At 46.3% G+C, this 15,372-nt stretch carries 10 protein-coding genes; 8 read left to right on the top strand and 2 right to left on the bottom strand.

Annotation, left to right across the window (positions count from 1 at the left end; genetic code table 11):
• Positions 1 to 14: 14 nt before the first annotated feature.
• From JGK36_RS17635 to JGK36_RS17625, 3 genes are read left to right on the top strand one after another with little or no spacing between them, the layout of a single operon-like run.
• Complete coding sequence (locus JGK36_RS17635) at positions 15 to 2,747, top strand: protein kinase (protein WP_293189328.1); 2,733 nt, start codon at positions 15 to 17, stop codon at positions 2,745 to 2,747.
• A 33-nt stretch (positions 2,748 to 2,780) separates the two neighbouring features.
• Positions 2,781 to 3,107 carry a nucleotidyltransferase domain-containing protein gene (locus tag JGK36_RS17630; protein WP_293189330.1) on the top strand — a complete coding sequence of 109 codons (327 nt, stop codon included), beginning with the start codon at positions 2,781 to 2,783 and terminating at the stop codon, positions 3,105 to 3,107.
• Positions 3,104 to 3,493, top strand: coding sequence for a HEPN domain-containing protein (locus JGK36_RS17625; protein ID WP_293189332.1), 390 nt, complete (start codon positions 3,104 to 3,106; stop codon positions 3,491 to 3,493). The genes JGK36_RS17630 and JGK36_RS17625 overlap by 4 nt, the downstream gene beginning before the upstream one ends.
• Before the next feature lie 136 nt (positions 3,494 to 3,629).
• Here the strand turns inward: JGK36_RS17625 and lpdA are convergent, their stop codons facing one another.
• Entirely contained in the window at positions 3,630 to 5,069 is a 1,440-nt protein-coding gene (gene lpdA / locus JGK36_RS17620; RefSeq protein WP_293197155.1) for a dihydrolipoyl dehydrogenase, read from the bottom strand.
• 570 nt (positions 5,070 to 5,639) lie between these two features.
• Here lpdA and JGK36_RS17615 point away from each other — a divergent pair.
• Positions 5,640 to 5,930: a hypothetical protein gene (locus tag JGK36_RS17615; protein WP_293174248.1), complete on the top strand. Its 291-nt coding sequence runs from the start codon at positions 5,640 to 5,642 to the stop codon at positions 5,928 to 5,930.
• 115 nt (positions 5,931 to 6,045) lie between these two features.
• Here JGK36_RS17615 and JGK36_RS17610 read toward each other — a convergent pair whose 3' ends face one another.
• On the bottom strand, positions 6,046 to 6,348 hold the full coding sequence (locus tag JGK36_RS17610; protein ID WP_293189336.1) for a hypothetical protein: 303 nt from the start codon (positions 6,346 to 6,348) through the stop codon (positions 6,046 to 6,048).
• Between the two features lie 56 nt (positions 6,349 to 6,404).
• On the opposite strand from JGK36_RS17610, the gene JGK36_RS17605 reads away from it, so the two are divergent.
• The 4 genes from JGK36_RS17605 (at position 6,405) to JGK36_RS17590 (ending at position 15,358) form a co-directional block, all read left to right on the top strand.
• A complete protein-coding gene (locus tag JGK36_RS17605) occupies positions 6,405 to 7,520 on the top strand; it encodes an ATP-binding protein (RefSeq protein WP_293174244.1) in 1,116 nt (371 codons plus the stop codon).
• Positions 7,521 to 8,286: 766 nt separating this feature from the next.
• Positions 8,287 to 9,339, top strand: coding sequence for an AAA family ATPase (locus JGK36_RS17600; RefSeq protein ID WP_293201025.1), 1,053 nt, complete (start codon positions 8,287 to 8,289; stop codon positions 9,337 to 9,339).
• 55 nt (positions 9,340 to 9,394) lie between these two features.
• Positions 9,395 to 9,784, top strand: a complete 390-nt coding sequence (locus JGK36_RS17595) for a hypothetical protein (protein ID WP_293201023.1) — start codon at positions 9,395 to 9,397, stop codon at positions 9,782 to 9,784.
• A gap of 759 nt (positions 9,785 to 10,543) precedes the next feature.
• Positions 10,544 to 15,358, top strand: coding sequence for a Calx-beta domain-containing protein (locus JGK36_RS17590; protein ID WP_293197154.1), 4,815 nt, complete (start codon positions 10,544 to 10,546; stop codon positions 15,356 to 15,358).
• The last annotated feature ends 14 nt before the right edge of the window (positions 15,359 to 15,372 follow it).

Raw genomic sequence — 15,372 nt, 5'->3', positions numbered from 1 at the left:
TCCCAGGAGGCGCAATGGGTAAAATAGTTCTTCTCGATTTAGTAGAGGGTAATTTTGATAGAGGTTTTACGGTCACGGTTCGTATTGAAACTGAAGAAGAGCATCGTTGTATTGGTTATACCACAGGCAAGCTACCTCAAAGTCCAGATATCCGCGAGTATTATGAGCTTTGGCAGTCACGCTATCTCTCTCGTGTAAGCCCCATGAGGTCTGCTACTAGAATAGGTGGTCACACGAATCCTGATGCTGGTATCAGGCAAATAGAAGCAGACACGCGAAAGTTACAGTCTAGTATTAATGTATGGCTCAATTCTTATGAAATGTCCCCTATCAAAGAGGAGCTATTACATAAACTTACTGATAAAAATGAAGAAATTAGATTTATATTTAAGACGGACGACCCAAAGTTACAGCGCTTGCCTTGGCATAGCTGGGATATTTTTCATCCGAAATACTATGCTAAAGCTTCCGCTGGTTTATTTTTACCAGTGGGAAAACAGCCACCTATTCCTAGAAAAAAAGTCAAAGTATTAGCAGTTTTTGGCAAGAAAGAAGCGGTCGGTAATACCACGAAAATCAAGACAGATAAGGACTGGGAATTGCTCCAAAAGTTTTTATCTAGAGACTCCAACGGTGACATTATTCGCTTAGATGAGCCAACTTGTGAGGAGTTAGGGGAGGAGATTGAGAAACAAAGTCCGCAGATATTTTTCTTTGCTGGTCATAGCAAAAGTGAAGATGATGCTGCTAGAGGGGTGATTGAACTAAATCAGGATGAGAGCATAACCATCGAGCATTTGAAACATGATATTACAGGTGCGGTAGAGCATGGCTTGCAGTTAGCCATTTTCAATTCCTGCGATGGGTTGGGAATAGCACAGCAACTGAGAAATTCAGGAGTTCCAAATGTCATCGTTATGCGAGAAATTGTGCCAGATGAGGTAGCACAGAAGTTTTTGCAGCGTTTTTTGGAAGCATTTGTGGCTGGATATTCTGTCAGCCTTGCGGTGCGGAAGGCACGGGAAAAACTCAACCGTCTGGAAAATAGATTTCCCGGTGTAACTTTCTTGCCTGTGAGTTTTCATAATCCAGCAGAAGCACCTTTAACTTGGCAAGCCCTTGGGGGTGTTGAAACTCGGAGGGCTGAAAAGTCTCAAATAGCCAATCAGAATTCAATATTGTGGTTGCCAAGTGCGATCGTCCATCCACCTCAAGAGCAGCAAAATCACCCATCACATACGATCATTATTCCATCCCCCCAGGAGGAACAAGAGCTATCCCCACCAGGCAACAATTCATCTGAGCAAGAGCAAGAGCCAGCACCAGCGACTAACATACATTTATCTCAGTCGCGACAACAACCTCCATCACCTGTTACCCATTCCTTTGAGTCTCAGCCACAGCAACAAACAAGGCATAAAAATTCTATTTTACGGTGTAGTAAGGGGCATGAAAATCCAGCAGAAAATAACTTTTGCATACATTGCCGTGAATCTCTCAAACAGCTACCAGTAAGTGCTGTTAACTCCTCTTCGCCTCAGCCCCAGCAGTCGCAGCTAAACGCGCTGGAAAATCAATCAGTAGCGAGCGTTAATTCCTTTTCGTCGCAGCCACAGCAGCCGCAGGTAAACCTGCTTGGGAATCAATCTGCGCCTCTAGTAAAGCCGGGTTCTACAGGCGTTAGCTACTGCATCAATCCCAACTGCCGACATCCAGAAAATCTTAACAATCTCACCTTTTGCAAAGACTGTGGCTCTATGTTGTTGATAGACACACGGTATAGGGTAATTCGGCCTTTGGGACAAGGAGGGTTTGGCATAACTTATGAAGTTAGAGATAGAGACGACGGGACTGAGAAAGTTTTAAAAGTTCTCACCTACACCGAACCGAAAGGGGTGGAACTGTTCCAGAAAGAAGCTACCATTTTGATGCGACTGAAGCATCCGGGACTTCCCAAAGTAGAGTTAGATGGTTACTTTACCTTTAGACCTAACAATAGTGGCAACTCCTTGCACTGTTTGGTAATGGAGAAAATTGAAGGGTATAATTTGCAGCAGTGGTTAGAAAAACAGAACTATACGCCCATAGACTCGGAACAAGCTATATACTGGCTCAAACAACTGACCGAAATTTTGAATCTAGTTCACAATCAAAACTATTTTCACCGTGATATCAAGCCGCAGAATATCATGTGTCGTCCTAACGGGAATTTAGCGTTAATTGATTTTGGGGCGGTGCGAGAAGTTACAGAAACTATCCAGAGAACTAATGGAGAGGTGACCAGAGTTTCTTCATCTGGCTACACTCCCGAGGAACAAAAAAAGGGTCGAGCTGAACCGCGTTCTGATTTTTTTGCTCTGGGCAGGACTTTTGTCTATTTGTTAACGGCTCAACAACCGAGAGATTTGCCGGAAGATGCGCGATCTGGCAAGTTGATTTGGCGGAATATTGCTACTCAAACATCGCAGCCTCTAGCAGATTTGATTGACGATTTAATGGGTTATTTTCCTAAAGATAGGCCGAAAGATACGCAAGTTTTGTTGCAGCGACTGGCTACACTGAGCAAACAACTGCCACCGTCTCAAAGAACTCCTACTGGTAGGATAGCTATATTTACAGCATTCATTGCTGCGATTTTTATGCTGAGTGGACTGGCATTTTTCACCTTTGCTCCAAAAATACCTATTTCCGATCGTCCATCACATACACCTGGACATAAAACAGGTGATCCTCCTTTGCGTCCCTAAAGTGCGATCACCCTTCAACCCTCCATCACAAATATGAACATCAACGATCGACTCAAAACCATCCTAACTGACTTACGATCGCACTTCGAGCAAATCTACGATAGCCGCCTTGTGACAATGGTGCTCTACGGTTCCCAAGCGCGAGGCGACGCACGCCCAGACTCGGATATAGATATTTTAGTCGTCCTCAAAGGACAAGTCAATCCCGGCGAAGAAATTAAAAGAACCAGTCACATTCGAGCCGATTTGTCGCTTCAAAATGATGAAGTGATTAGCTGTCTGTTTATGGACGAACAGCGATTCACGCACTACAACGGGCCTTTATTGAGGAATATTCGCAAAGAGGGAATAGCTTTATGAAACCGGAACAATTAGATTTACTTCTGAAAGCTCGTCAAAGTTTATCGGCGGCAAGGCTATTACTCAATAATGGTTTCCCAGATTATGCAGCATCCCGCGCTTATTATGCCATGTTTTATATTGCTGAGGCATTTTTAGATGGGGAAGGAATGTCATTTTCGAGTCATGCCGCAGTGATTGGAGCTTTTGGCCGAGAATTTGCCCGTACAGGAAGAGTTCCTGTTGAGTTTCACAGATTCTTAATCGATGCTCAAGACTTGCGAAATAGTGGGGATTACGGGGGACTTGATACTGTAACTGTCGAACAAGCTGCGGAGCAAATTAACTGTGGCGAGCAATTTCTCGAATTAGCCCAAAGTGCGATCGGCACTCTACCGCCCCTCTAAAATAGAATACCCATGCGGCCAGAAACCGGGTTTTTTACGAAAATTTTTGCTTCTAACCCGCAGATTAGGTAAAAAACCCGGTTTCTTTGCGTGGAGTGCGTCCAGGAGTGTAAAAAAAGAACACCGCCCCTACAAATTAATGACCGCCCGCCGCCCCAGCCGCCCGTTTGAAAGCCTCATCCAACACTTCCGAAAGCGTCGGGTGCGTGTGAACTCGGAATGCTAAAGTGTTCACAGAATCCCGCTGGGCGATCGCATTTGCCGCCTCCTGAATCAAATCCGAAGCGTGCAAACCGAAAATGTGAACTCCCAACAATTCCCCAGTATCTTTCCGGTAAATCACCTTAGCCATACCGTCGGTTTCACCCTCCGCAATAGCCTTAGAATTTCCCTTAAAATAACTCTTGACAGAAGCGACCTCAAACCCTTCGGTTTTTCCTAACTCCTTCGCCGCAGGTTCATTCATTCCCACATAGCTAATTTCTGGGTGAGTAAAAGCCGCCGCTGGGATACTCAAATAGTCAACTTCGCGAGTGCGGCCGCAAATATTTTCGACGGCGGCAATTCCTTGAGCAGATGCAGCGTGGGCTAACATCATTTTGCCGTTAACATCGCCGATCGCCCACAAATTCGCGATCGGTTCTCCCCCCGCCAAAACCTGCATCTTATCGTTAACTGGAATATAGCCGCGCATCGTTTCTACGCCAACTGTTTCTAATCCCATATTCTTACTGACGGGAACTCGACCAGTCGCTACCAAACAAGCGTCAACTTCCAAGATTTCGACAACTTCTTTAGTTTTGAAATCAGCTAATTCAATAATTACGGGGGAACCAGGAATAATTTTCTTAGCCAACAAACCAACTTTTGTTTCAATATCGCGCGGTGCAATTAACACTCGTTCTGCTAATTTAGCAATATCCGGGTCAAAAGTTGGCATCAATTGATCTAGAGCTTCAATCATCGTAATTTCACAACCCAGGGCTGTGTAAATATCCGAAAACTCCAAACCGATATAACCGCTGCCAATAATTGCAATCCACTTCGGTAGAGATTCCAATCTGACAGCATCATCGCTAGTAAATACTGTTTTGCCGTCAATTTCTATCCCCGGAGGGACGAAGGGAATTGAACCGGGAGCGAGAATAATATCCTTGGCGGTAATAGTTTTCTCGCCTTTATCGGTTTCGATGCTAATTTTTTGAGCAGCAGCAATTTTGCCCCAACCTTGGATGACATCGACGTTCAAACGTTTGAGGCTGTTTGTCAAGTCGCCGCGAAGTTTGCTAACAATAGTGTTAGCGTGATTGGCGATCGCCCCGCGATCGAAATCCACACTTCCCAACTGAATACCCAAAGTCTTGAGGTGGTGGGCATTCCGCAAATCCCGCACCCGCCCGGAAGCCGCCAACAGCGCCTTGGAGGGAATGCAGCCGCGGTTGACGCAAGTCCCGCCCATGTCGCCCGCTTCGATAATTGCCACTTTCAGCCCGCAGCTAACCGCGTGTATGGCGGCCCCGTGTCCGCCCACGCCGGCGCCGATAATTGCTAAATCGTAATCAAATCCTTGAGTCACCTTAAAATCTCCTAATGCCTTTGAAATCTTAGGACTCAAGCAAAAAACACCGTCTGTCCGTCCTTTCGAGGTGGTGCGTTGCGATCGCAACCTTTGAACAGCGGTAATAGTTGCATAAGTCCTGTGTCCTTATTCTCGACTAGACTAGGGTTAATTAGACAGTAACTGAGATTTTTTTAGGGTCGATTATGTTGAGCTGGGTGTGCGCCAAGTCTCAAATCACCCTGTAGGCGGGTGTAAAGTTAAGTACAGATTGATGGCTGACAATGCGTAAGCCGTGTCAACTGAAAGTCAAATGCAGTGTCGGTCTACTGTTTGACGATAGGGCCCAGATCCCCCCTAGCCCCCCTTAAGAAGGGGGGAACAAGAGGCGATCAAAGTTCCCCTTGTCAAGCCCTTCTTAAGGGGCGGACAGGATTCTTCTCAAAGTCCCCCTTCTTAAGGGGGATTTAGGGGGATCTCGCAAGAGGATAAAAGCGAAATTTCTCAAGGATTTTAGTTGATTGAGGTTTTGATGTCTAATATCTGCACGTGCCGGTGGGCAGAGTTTCTAGGCAAGTTTTGAAGTCTATGGAGTGGCTTATGATGGATGAGGATGATTTGAAAGATTCACGCCGGGCCTCGGCTCAAGCTTTTTTTCAGTCCCTGGATGAATTGTTTGATTATATAGAAGCTTCCAACCCAGAAGCAGCACAGCCTCAGTCTCCGTCGCCTCAAGCTAAGCCTGCGAGTGAGTCTGCGAGTCCGCCGAAGAAGGCTAAAGCTAAGAAAATTAATTTGTCGGATTTTGAAGATGCGATCGCAGATTTGGAACAGTTTATCCAGAATAAGCGCCAGAATCGCCCGGAATCTAATCAATAGTGCGACACGTTTTAATTAATCATATCCGGCAAATGACGGATGATATAAGCTGGCGGACGATCGCCCTGGCTGGATTTTGCCGGAGAGTGCGATCGGGCCAGCGGTTATACTGTGGTTAGTCTTGGTCTATGGATAGGCGATTTAGGCGATCGGTGTTTTGTCGATCGAGCTTGACGAGCACAAACAGGATCTTGAGTGTTAACTCGCTGGCGGTGTTAATTGTTCCTTCTGGGACTTTGCCAGCCACAAAGGAACCGATACCTACAAGATAGAGCAAAACACTGGTGATGATGAATCCACGGATTGCCAGAGAATAGGAATGAGCTTGATGCAAAATTTCTTGTTGAGGAGTGCGATCGATTGTGCTAGAATTATCGCAGGACAATAGTTGGTTAATATTTAAATGATTATTAAACATTTATCTTGCTGGAAATCTACAAGCATATTGCAGATTAACGATCGAATAAATATTATTTGCTGATAATAATTATGGGGCGATCGCTTAGAGTTTCTCCAGGGTGCATTGAACAAGTCCAATCGGCTGTAGTGATGAGGGGCTTTGCGAGTAAGGTGGATTTGGCTGAAACATTGAGATTATCCCGATCTACTGTCACGAAATTTCTGGCGGGACAACCTGTTGATTATCGAAATTTTGTTGAAATTAGCGAGAAATTGGGGTTTAAGTGGAACACCATTGCCACTCTAGAAATAACAAATCCTCAGTCACCTCAGCCTAATTCACAACAAATCTTTGAGGAAACTTCTTCGTTTATAACTGGGAATCCCATCACCCATCCGCGCTGCTTCTTTGGACGCGAGAAAGAACTCAAACGCCTATTCAATTTGCTCAAACGCCTTCCATTGCAAAATGCGGCCATTATCGGCAAAAAGCGCAGCGGTAAAACTTCTCTACTGCAATACTTAAAAAACATTACCACCACATCAATAGAACAGTTACGTCCCAATCAAAAATCTGACTGGTTGCCCAATCCAGAAAACTATCGCTGGATATTCGTAGATTTTCAAGATTCGCGACTTCAGAATCGGGAAGGGCTGCTGCGATATATTTTAGAATCCCTGAAAATGGCAGTGCCTAATCCTTGCGACTTGGATAGATTTATGGATGTAGTTAGCCGTAATTTACATCAGCCGACAGTCATCTTACTAGACGAAATTGGTGTCGGTTTACAACGCTGTCCGGAATTAGATGATGGATTTTGGGAAAGTTTGCGTTCTTTAGCAACCAACCAAACAAATGGGAATCTAGGGTTTGTTTTAGCTGCTCCTGAATCACCGATTGAATTAGCGACTAGCACCGGACATAGTTCGCCTTTTTTCAATATTTTTGGATATACTACAACTCTGGGAGCTATGACTGAAGAAGAAGCACGGGAGTTGATAGCCAGTTCGCCCATTCCTTTTCCCGATGAGGATGTCGAGTGGATTTTGAATCAAAGTGAATGCTGGCCTCTGCTGATGCAAATCCTGTGTAGAGAACGATTATTTAGTCTGGAAGATGGGGAAACAGGGGATAATTGGCATGAAGAAGGTTTGCAACAGATAAAGCTATTCGCTCATTTTAAAAAGTAAATGCCGTGAGAACTAATTTGCCTCTAAAGCTGAATCATTTACTCACCTTTTGCTACTAGATGGTGCTAGAAATAAGCTAAGCTATCGCGCAGTTAAGTTGGATAATTTTGAGGCTGAAACCGCCTCTTGCCTCTAGGGGGCTGGCAATCGGTCTTGCGGAGCCAATTTATGCAATAATTTCATTGTTAACAATAAGTCAGTCACAAGTCAGTCACAAGTCAGTCACAAGTCAGTCACAAGTCAACTTCATAAACTTTTAAGTCAGTCACGTCTAAATGTATAATACAAATATGTATTAACGAAAACAGACTGTATTCGTTTAAAGCGGTGTAATCGTGTAAAACAAAAAAGCCAAGTAAGTTGTCACCTTACTTAGCTGGTCTTGATTACAAAAAGTAGTTCAACGATTCACACTGTTGCTATTCATGCTTGTCGTCATCCTTGCCCTTGCTCCTATCCTCCATAGGCATGAGTAATTGGATGATAACGGGAAACACGACTGGATCATTAAAAGGTACGTCATTCAAGATGGCGCAAATCACCACTGCAACAATTAACAGTGGTCGATAAAAATTAGCCATTTAGCTCTCCAATTGTTCAAAAGTTTAATCAAAGCTTCTGAACGGTAGCTTAACGGTAATGTTCAGGGGGAGCGTGGGTGTCCAGAGTCTAAAGGTACTGGGCACTCTATTCTCTTTTTCCCTAACGCAAATCTAACACAGCAATTTTAGCGAGCTGCATTAATTTATTGCCAGCTCATATTTTAATGTTTTATGTATTTGCACTCATTTGTGCATTTTTACTTATATTTTTTGGATATACTAGCTATCGGCGATCGTCCGATCGGCTAACAAAGATTAAACAGGATGTACAAAGGCTAGAAATCTGTGCAGACGTAACAGCCATAAGTAACGCTCACCGCAGTATATCGATCGGCGAACTAAACAGTCAAGTCAGCACCATACTCAGTAGCTTCAGTTATATCAGCCAAGACGTAGATGCAGCCCTCAACCAGAAAAGTCCTTACAACCAGCGTTTAGCTCTCAGTTCGGTAGCAGAAAAATTAAACAATTTAATACGAGAATTCACCCGCAGCAGCGATAAATATTCTGTTCGTTTTCGCCCCATTGCTACCAATTGGTCGGAAATAGTCACCAACCATATACGAGAACTAGCAGAAGCAGTCGAACTTCGCCAAGAAATTGACAGCCCTTATATCATCGGCGTACCCCTGACAGAACAGCAGGAAATCTTCACCGGGCGTACTGATATCGGCACGCGCATCGAGCAATTACTCCTAGACCGCCGCCGCCCACCCTTGCTACTGTACGGTCAACGGCGCATGGGCAAAACTTCCCTACTCAACAACCTTGGACGCTTGCTACCGAGCAATATTATTCCCATGTTTGTAGACTTGCAAAGCCCAGTTTCATCAGCAAGTGATTCTGCTGGGTTTCTCTACAATATCGCTAGGAGTATGACAAACTCAGCGAAGCGCCAAAGCGCGTTAACTCTCCCATCTCTCGATCGCGAAACACTGCAAGATGACCCTTTCACCCGCTTTGATGAATGGCTGGACAAAGTAGAAGCAGCCCTAGCACAAAATATTGCCCTGCTTGCCTTAGATGAATTCGAGGCGCTAGATGATGCCATCAGAAAAGGACGTTTCGACGAGCAAGATGTTTTGGGAATGTTGCGTCACCTAATTCAACATCGTCCCCGCTTCAGAAGAATTTCAGCGTTGGGCAAGCTATTTAATCAATGTCCAAGTCGTTCATATCAGCTATCTAAAAGAACCAGAAGCGCGTCAACTAATTGAGCAACCAGTCCAAGATTTTACCCTGCGCTACGAACCCGATGCAGTCGATCGAGTTTTGCAACTTACGCGCTGTCACCCTTTTCTAGTACAAATGTTCTGCGGTGAAATTGTCGCCCTCAAAAACGAGCAAATTCCCTCTATCCGGCGACTTGCAACTTTAGCCGATGTGGAAGCAGCGATCCCACAGGCTTTAAGTAATGGCAGTTTCGTCTTTGCGGATATTCAAAACAATCAAGTAGATGCGGCAGGATTAGCTATTTTACAGTTTTTGGCAGCAAAAGGGGAAGGGAAAATCGTGAGCCGGGAAACTATTTTACAAGCGTTTCCTGATGATTTTGATGCTGTCGGTTTGCTTAGGCAACGGGAGTTGATTGAGGAAGTTGGTGATGGTTATTGTTTTCAGGTTGAGTTGATGCGGCGTTGGTTTGCACGGGGTGTTAGATAGTACGCGATTTTAGGGATTAGTAACCTATTTCGGTCATTGCGAGGAATGTTAGTTTTCGCCAATCGTTCCTCTCTTCGGACAACCTCTAACCCAAGCGTATTGTTTTTATATCATTTCCGGTTGCATCGGAATTATGTAGTGCGAGCGTCTCGCTCGCGGCCTGAATCGTGAGCGAGACGCTCGCACGCTCAACGATTCAAATATATATAGCCTTTCTCAAAAAGATGAGGTATAACTGACAGCTTATATCACCACTTAAGCCAAGAAGGGCTGAAGCCCAACAACGTACCTCATCTTTTAATAGCAATTTTTAAAAGTATTGCTACCAAACAATTTTTGGGTTTGTTGGCTCAAATATTGTCGCGGGTGTGCGTAGCTGTGAGATTTTCGATATTTTTTGGATACGATCTTTACTTTGACGCACCCTACAAATAATTTGTTCCTCGCAATGATAAAAAACTTTAATCCAACGGTATTCACCTTCAGAGTCCAGAGAGAACACCGCTGCCGTCCAACTACACCTTCACATATTTTGATAATTATTATACGTAAATTCACGTATCTTGACAATTATTTAAACTCTCCTCTACGTATGTGGAAAACCCGCTATTTGCATTGCTGAAAAATTTATCGGAAATTTATCCGGATCGCAGTAATTGACGATGAAACACTTCATATCGTGACCGATAACTATAAAGAAAGCCAAACTCTCTGGTTTTCAGTCACTTTTAATCGTTAATTACTATCAAAACAGAAGCTATGCCTACTCCATTGAATGGTTCTTTGGGTCAACCCACTAATTTCACCAGCGTCAATGACCTAATTACAAAATGGCCGACTGCTGCCCAGAATCAAGGTATCAAACTGTCTGGGATAGCTTTTGATGGCGTGGAAACTGATTACCTTAATCCTCAAGCGATCGCCAATCTCACCTTACCAACTAATGAAAATCCTAAAAGCTGGTTGAGTTATGGCAGTAGCCCTGGTATTGGTGTCCCATCTTCCTATGATGGTTGGTTCACCGACACCACTAAAATTAGAGCGGAAATCAACTATAATCCCAACACAAATCAATCTCAGGCGCTGAAGCTGAAATGGGCAGATAACCAAAATATCACTAGCGCCACGATCGACCTTAGCACCTTGGGTCCCAAAACTAGCCCAGGAGTTGGCGATCAAGGTAATGAAGTTGGTTTGCTACAAATCTTTAATAATGGGACTCTGGTACCGGCCAGCAATTTTACGATCACTCGTCTCAACGCTCCGATCGCTCCAAAAGCGATTACTGCGGGTGCAGATGGAGTGACTTTCACTGGCGATCGCACCGATGGCAGTTTCCAATTCAAGATAGAAGCCAAGCCTCTCACCAACACTGCTTTTGACGAACTGCGGTTCTCCGCCAAACCCTACGATAGCCCCACCGCTGCCTACACCGCCAGCTCTTTCAAAGACGATAGTTCCGACTACCTGGTGCGGAAGATTGACTATCAAGGCACGGCAAATCAGCCTAGCCTTCAGTTTAGTGCCCCAACCTTCAGCGTCAACGAAAACGGGACAGCGGTTGCAGCCGTAACCGTGACGCGCACGGGTGGTAGCGAGGGCGCAGTTTCAGCTACTGTGAACTTGACCAATGGAACTGCAACAGCGCCTGGTGATTACAACAATGCTGCCATCCCTGTCAATTTTGCCGCTGGGGACACAGCACCCAAGACTATTACCATTCCCATTGTCGATGACACCTTGGTGGAAGGTACCGAAACAGTCAAGTTAACTTTGGGCAGCCCTACAGGTGGTGCAACGATTGGGACGCAAGGCACTGCCACTTTGAGCATCGTAGACAATGACACTGCCCCTGCGAGCACTCTGCAATTTAGTGCTCCTACCTTTAGTGTCAACGAAAATGGCACGGCCGTTGCAGCCGTAACCGTCACTCGTACTGGCAGCAGTACCGCCGCAGTCTCAGCTACTGTGAATTTGACTAATGGTACTGCTACAGCCCCTGCTGACTACAACAATGCTGGCATCCCTGTCAATTTTGCCGCTGGGGACACAGCACCCAAGACTATTACCATTCCGATTGTCGATGACACTTTGGTGGAAGGTACTGAAACTGTCAACTTAACTTTGGCAAACCCGACAGGTGGTGCGACGATTGGGACACAAGGTACTGCGACTTTGAGCATCGTAGACAATGACACTGCCCCTGCGAGCACTCTGCAATTTAGTGCTCCTACCTTCAGGGTTAGAGAAGATGGCGTACCGATCGCAGCCGTGACAGTCACTCGCACTGGTAGCAGTACCGCAGCAGTTTCAGCCAGCCTCAACTTGGCCAATGGTACTGCTACAGCCCCTGCTGACTACAACAATGCTCCCATCCTGGTCAATTTTGCCGCTGGCGATTCTGCACCCAAGACGATCAATATTCCGATCGTCAACGATACTTTGCTCGAAGCTACCGAAACAGTCAATTTAAGTTTGGTTAACCCGACAGGTGGTGCGACGATTGGAACGCAAGGTACCGCCCGTTTGGACATCGCAGACAATGACAGCAGCCTGCAATTTAGTGCTCCTGTCTTCAGCGCCAACGAAGATGGGACGGCCATTGCAGCAGTGACAGTCACTCGCACAGGTGTAGCCTCTGGTGCAGTCTCAGCCACTGTCAGCTTGGCCGATGGTACTGCTACAGCCCCTGGTGACTACGGCAATACTCCGATCCTGGTGAATTTTGCCGCTGGCGACTCCACATCCAAAGTCGTCAATATTCCGATCGTCAACGACACTTTGGTAGAGGGTACCGAAAATATCCGCTTAACTTTGGGTAGCCCGACAGGCAATGCCACAATCGGGACGCAAAGTACAGCCACTTTCAACATCATAGACAATGACACTGCCCCTGCGAACACTCTGCAATTTAGTGCTCCTACCTTTAGTGTCAACGAAGATGGGACAACAAGCGCAGCCGTGACAGTCACTCGCACTGGTAGCAATACCGCAGCAGTTTCAGCTACTGTGAACCTAGCCAATGGTAGTGCTACAGCCCCTGCTGATTACAACAATAGTCCCATCCTGGTCAATTTTGGTGCTGGCGATTCTGCACCCAAGACGATCAATATTCCGATCGTCAACGACACCTTGGTAGAAGGTACCGAAACAGTCAACTTAACTTTGGCAAACCCGACAGGTGGTGCGACGATTGGAACGCAAGGTACCGCCAGTTTGAACATCCTAGACAATGACAGCAGCCTGCAATTCAGTGGATCCAGCTTCAGTGTCAACGAAGATGGAACCCCCATCACAACCGTAACAGTAACTCGCACTGGCAATAGTGCTGGTGCTGTGTCAGCAACCGTCAGCTTGGCCGATGGCACTGCGATCGCCCCTGGTGACTACGCCAATACTCCGATCGCTGTCAATTTTGCCGCTGGCGACACCACACCCAAAACGGTCAATATTCCGATCGTCAATGACACTCTGGTAGAAGGTAACGAAACTGTCCGTTTAACTTTGGGTAGCCCGACAGGCAATACCACCATTGGCACCCAAAGCACAGCCACTGTCAACATCGTAGACAATGACAGCAGCCTGCAATTTAGTTCCCCTACCTTTGGCGTCAACGAAGATGGAACGCCCGTTGCAGCAGTGACAGTCATTCGTAATGGCAGTAGTGCTGGTGCAGTCTCAGCCAACGTGAATTTGACCAACGGTACTGCGATCGCCCCTGATGATTACACCGGTACTCCGATTCCTGTCAATTTTGCCGATGGGGATTCTACACCCAAAACGGTCAATATTCCGATCGCCAACGACACCTTGCTAGAGCCTACCGAAACAGTCAATTTAAGTTTGGTTGGCCCGACAGGCAATGCCACTATTGGCAACCAAAGTACCGCCACTTTGAACATCTTAGACAATGACAGCACCCTACAATTTAGCGATCCTACCTTCAGGGTTAGAGAAGATGGCGTACCGATCGCAGCCGTGACAGTCACTCGCACTGGCAGTAATATTGGTGCAGTCTCAGCCAGCGTCAACTTGGCTGATGGTACTGCTACAACCCCTGCTGACTACACCGGTACTCCGATCCTTGTCAATTTTGCTGATGGGGACAACACACCCAAGACGATCGATATTCCGATCGTCAACGACCTTTTGGTGGAGGGTAACGAAACAATCAATTTAAGTTTGGTTAGCCCGACAGGCAATGCCACCATTGGCACCCAAGGTACCGCCATTTTGGACATCGCAGAGAATGACAGCAGCCTGCAATTTAGTTCCCCTACCTTTAGCACCAATGAAGATGGAACACCCGTTGCAGTCGTGACAGTTACTCGCACTGGTGTTAGTACCGGTGCAGTCTCAGCCACCGTCAGTTTGGCAGATGGAACTGCTACAGCCCCTGGTGACTACGCCAATACTCCGATCTTGGTCAATTTTGGCGCTGGGGACACCATACCCAAAACAGTCACCATTCCCATTGTCAACGACACCTTGGTAGAGCCTACCGAAAATCTCACCTTAACTTTGGGCAGCCCGACAGGCAATGCCTCGATTGGCACCCAAAGTACCGCCACTTTCGACATCATTGACAATGACAGCACCCTCCAATTTAGCGCCCCTACCTTCAGGATCAGAGAAGATGGCGTACCGATCGCAGCCGTGACAGTCACTCGCACTGGTAGTAGTGCTGACGCAGTTTCAGCTACTGTGAACCTCACTAATAGAACTGCGATCGCCCCTGGTGACTACGCCAATACTCCGATCGCTGTCAATTTTGCCGCTGGGGATTCTACACCCAAGATCGTCAATCTTCCCATTGTCAACGACACTTTGGTGGAGCTAAACGAAACTATCAATTTAAGTTTGGTTAACCCGACAGGAAATGCGACGATTGGAGGGCAAAGCACTGCCATTACGACGATCGTAGACAATGACAGCACCCTGCAATTTAGTGCCCCTTTCTTCAGTGTCAACGAAGATGGAACGCCCGTTGCAGCAGTGACAGTCACTCGCACTGGCAGCGATCTCGGTGCAGTCTCAGCTTTTGTCAACTTGACCGATGGTACTGCTACAGCCCCTGCTGATTACAGCAATGGTTTGATCGCTGTCAATTTTGCCAATCGGGATTCAACACCCAAAACCATCACTATTCCCATTATCGATGACCTTTTCCCGGATGGCTTTTTCGTTCCGCTTGACGAAACTGTCAATTTAAGTTTGGTTAACCCGACAGGCGCCACGATTGGAACCCAAAGTAGCGCCGTTCTGACGATCGTCGATAATGACTCAGAATTTGGGAATAGAACGGCAAGTAGTCTCACTTTGACAAACGACGAGCTACTCAACGGTGGCCTGCGAAAGACTTCCAGCTTGTCTGGGGCTCCGGCGCAGGGAAGAGCAGATTTGGTGAACAAATCTATCGCCGACGAGCTACTGGGTGGCGGAATCGGAGCCTCTAATGTCGGGATTAATTCCAACTCAGTCTCCAACTTCGGTGTCGCCGATAGCTGGTTGAATTCACTCACAGACTCGAAGCTTAATCCTGGTTTCGTTGCGTTGAACAACCAATTTGCCTAAGTAGCTCTTTTGAC

The organism is Microcoleus sp. PH2017_35_SFW_U_B, from assembly GCF_020737865.1.
Classification (GTDB): domain Bacteria; phylum Cyanobacteriota; class Cyanobacteriia; order Cyanobacteriales; family Microcoleaceae; genus Microcoleus.
The sequence above is the reverse complement of the archived record's forward strand: the minus strand, read 5'-3'. Positions and strand labels throughout refer to the sequence as shown.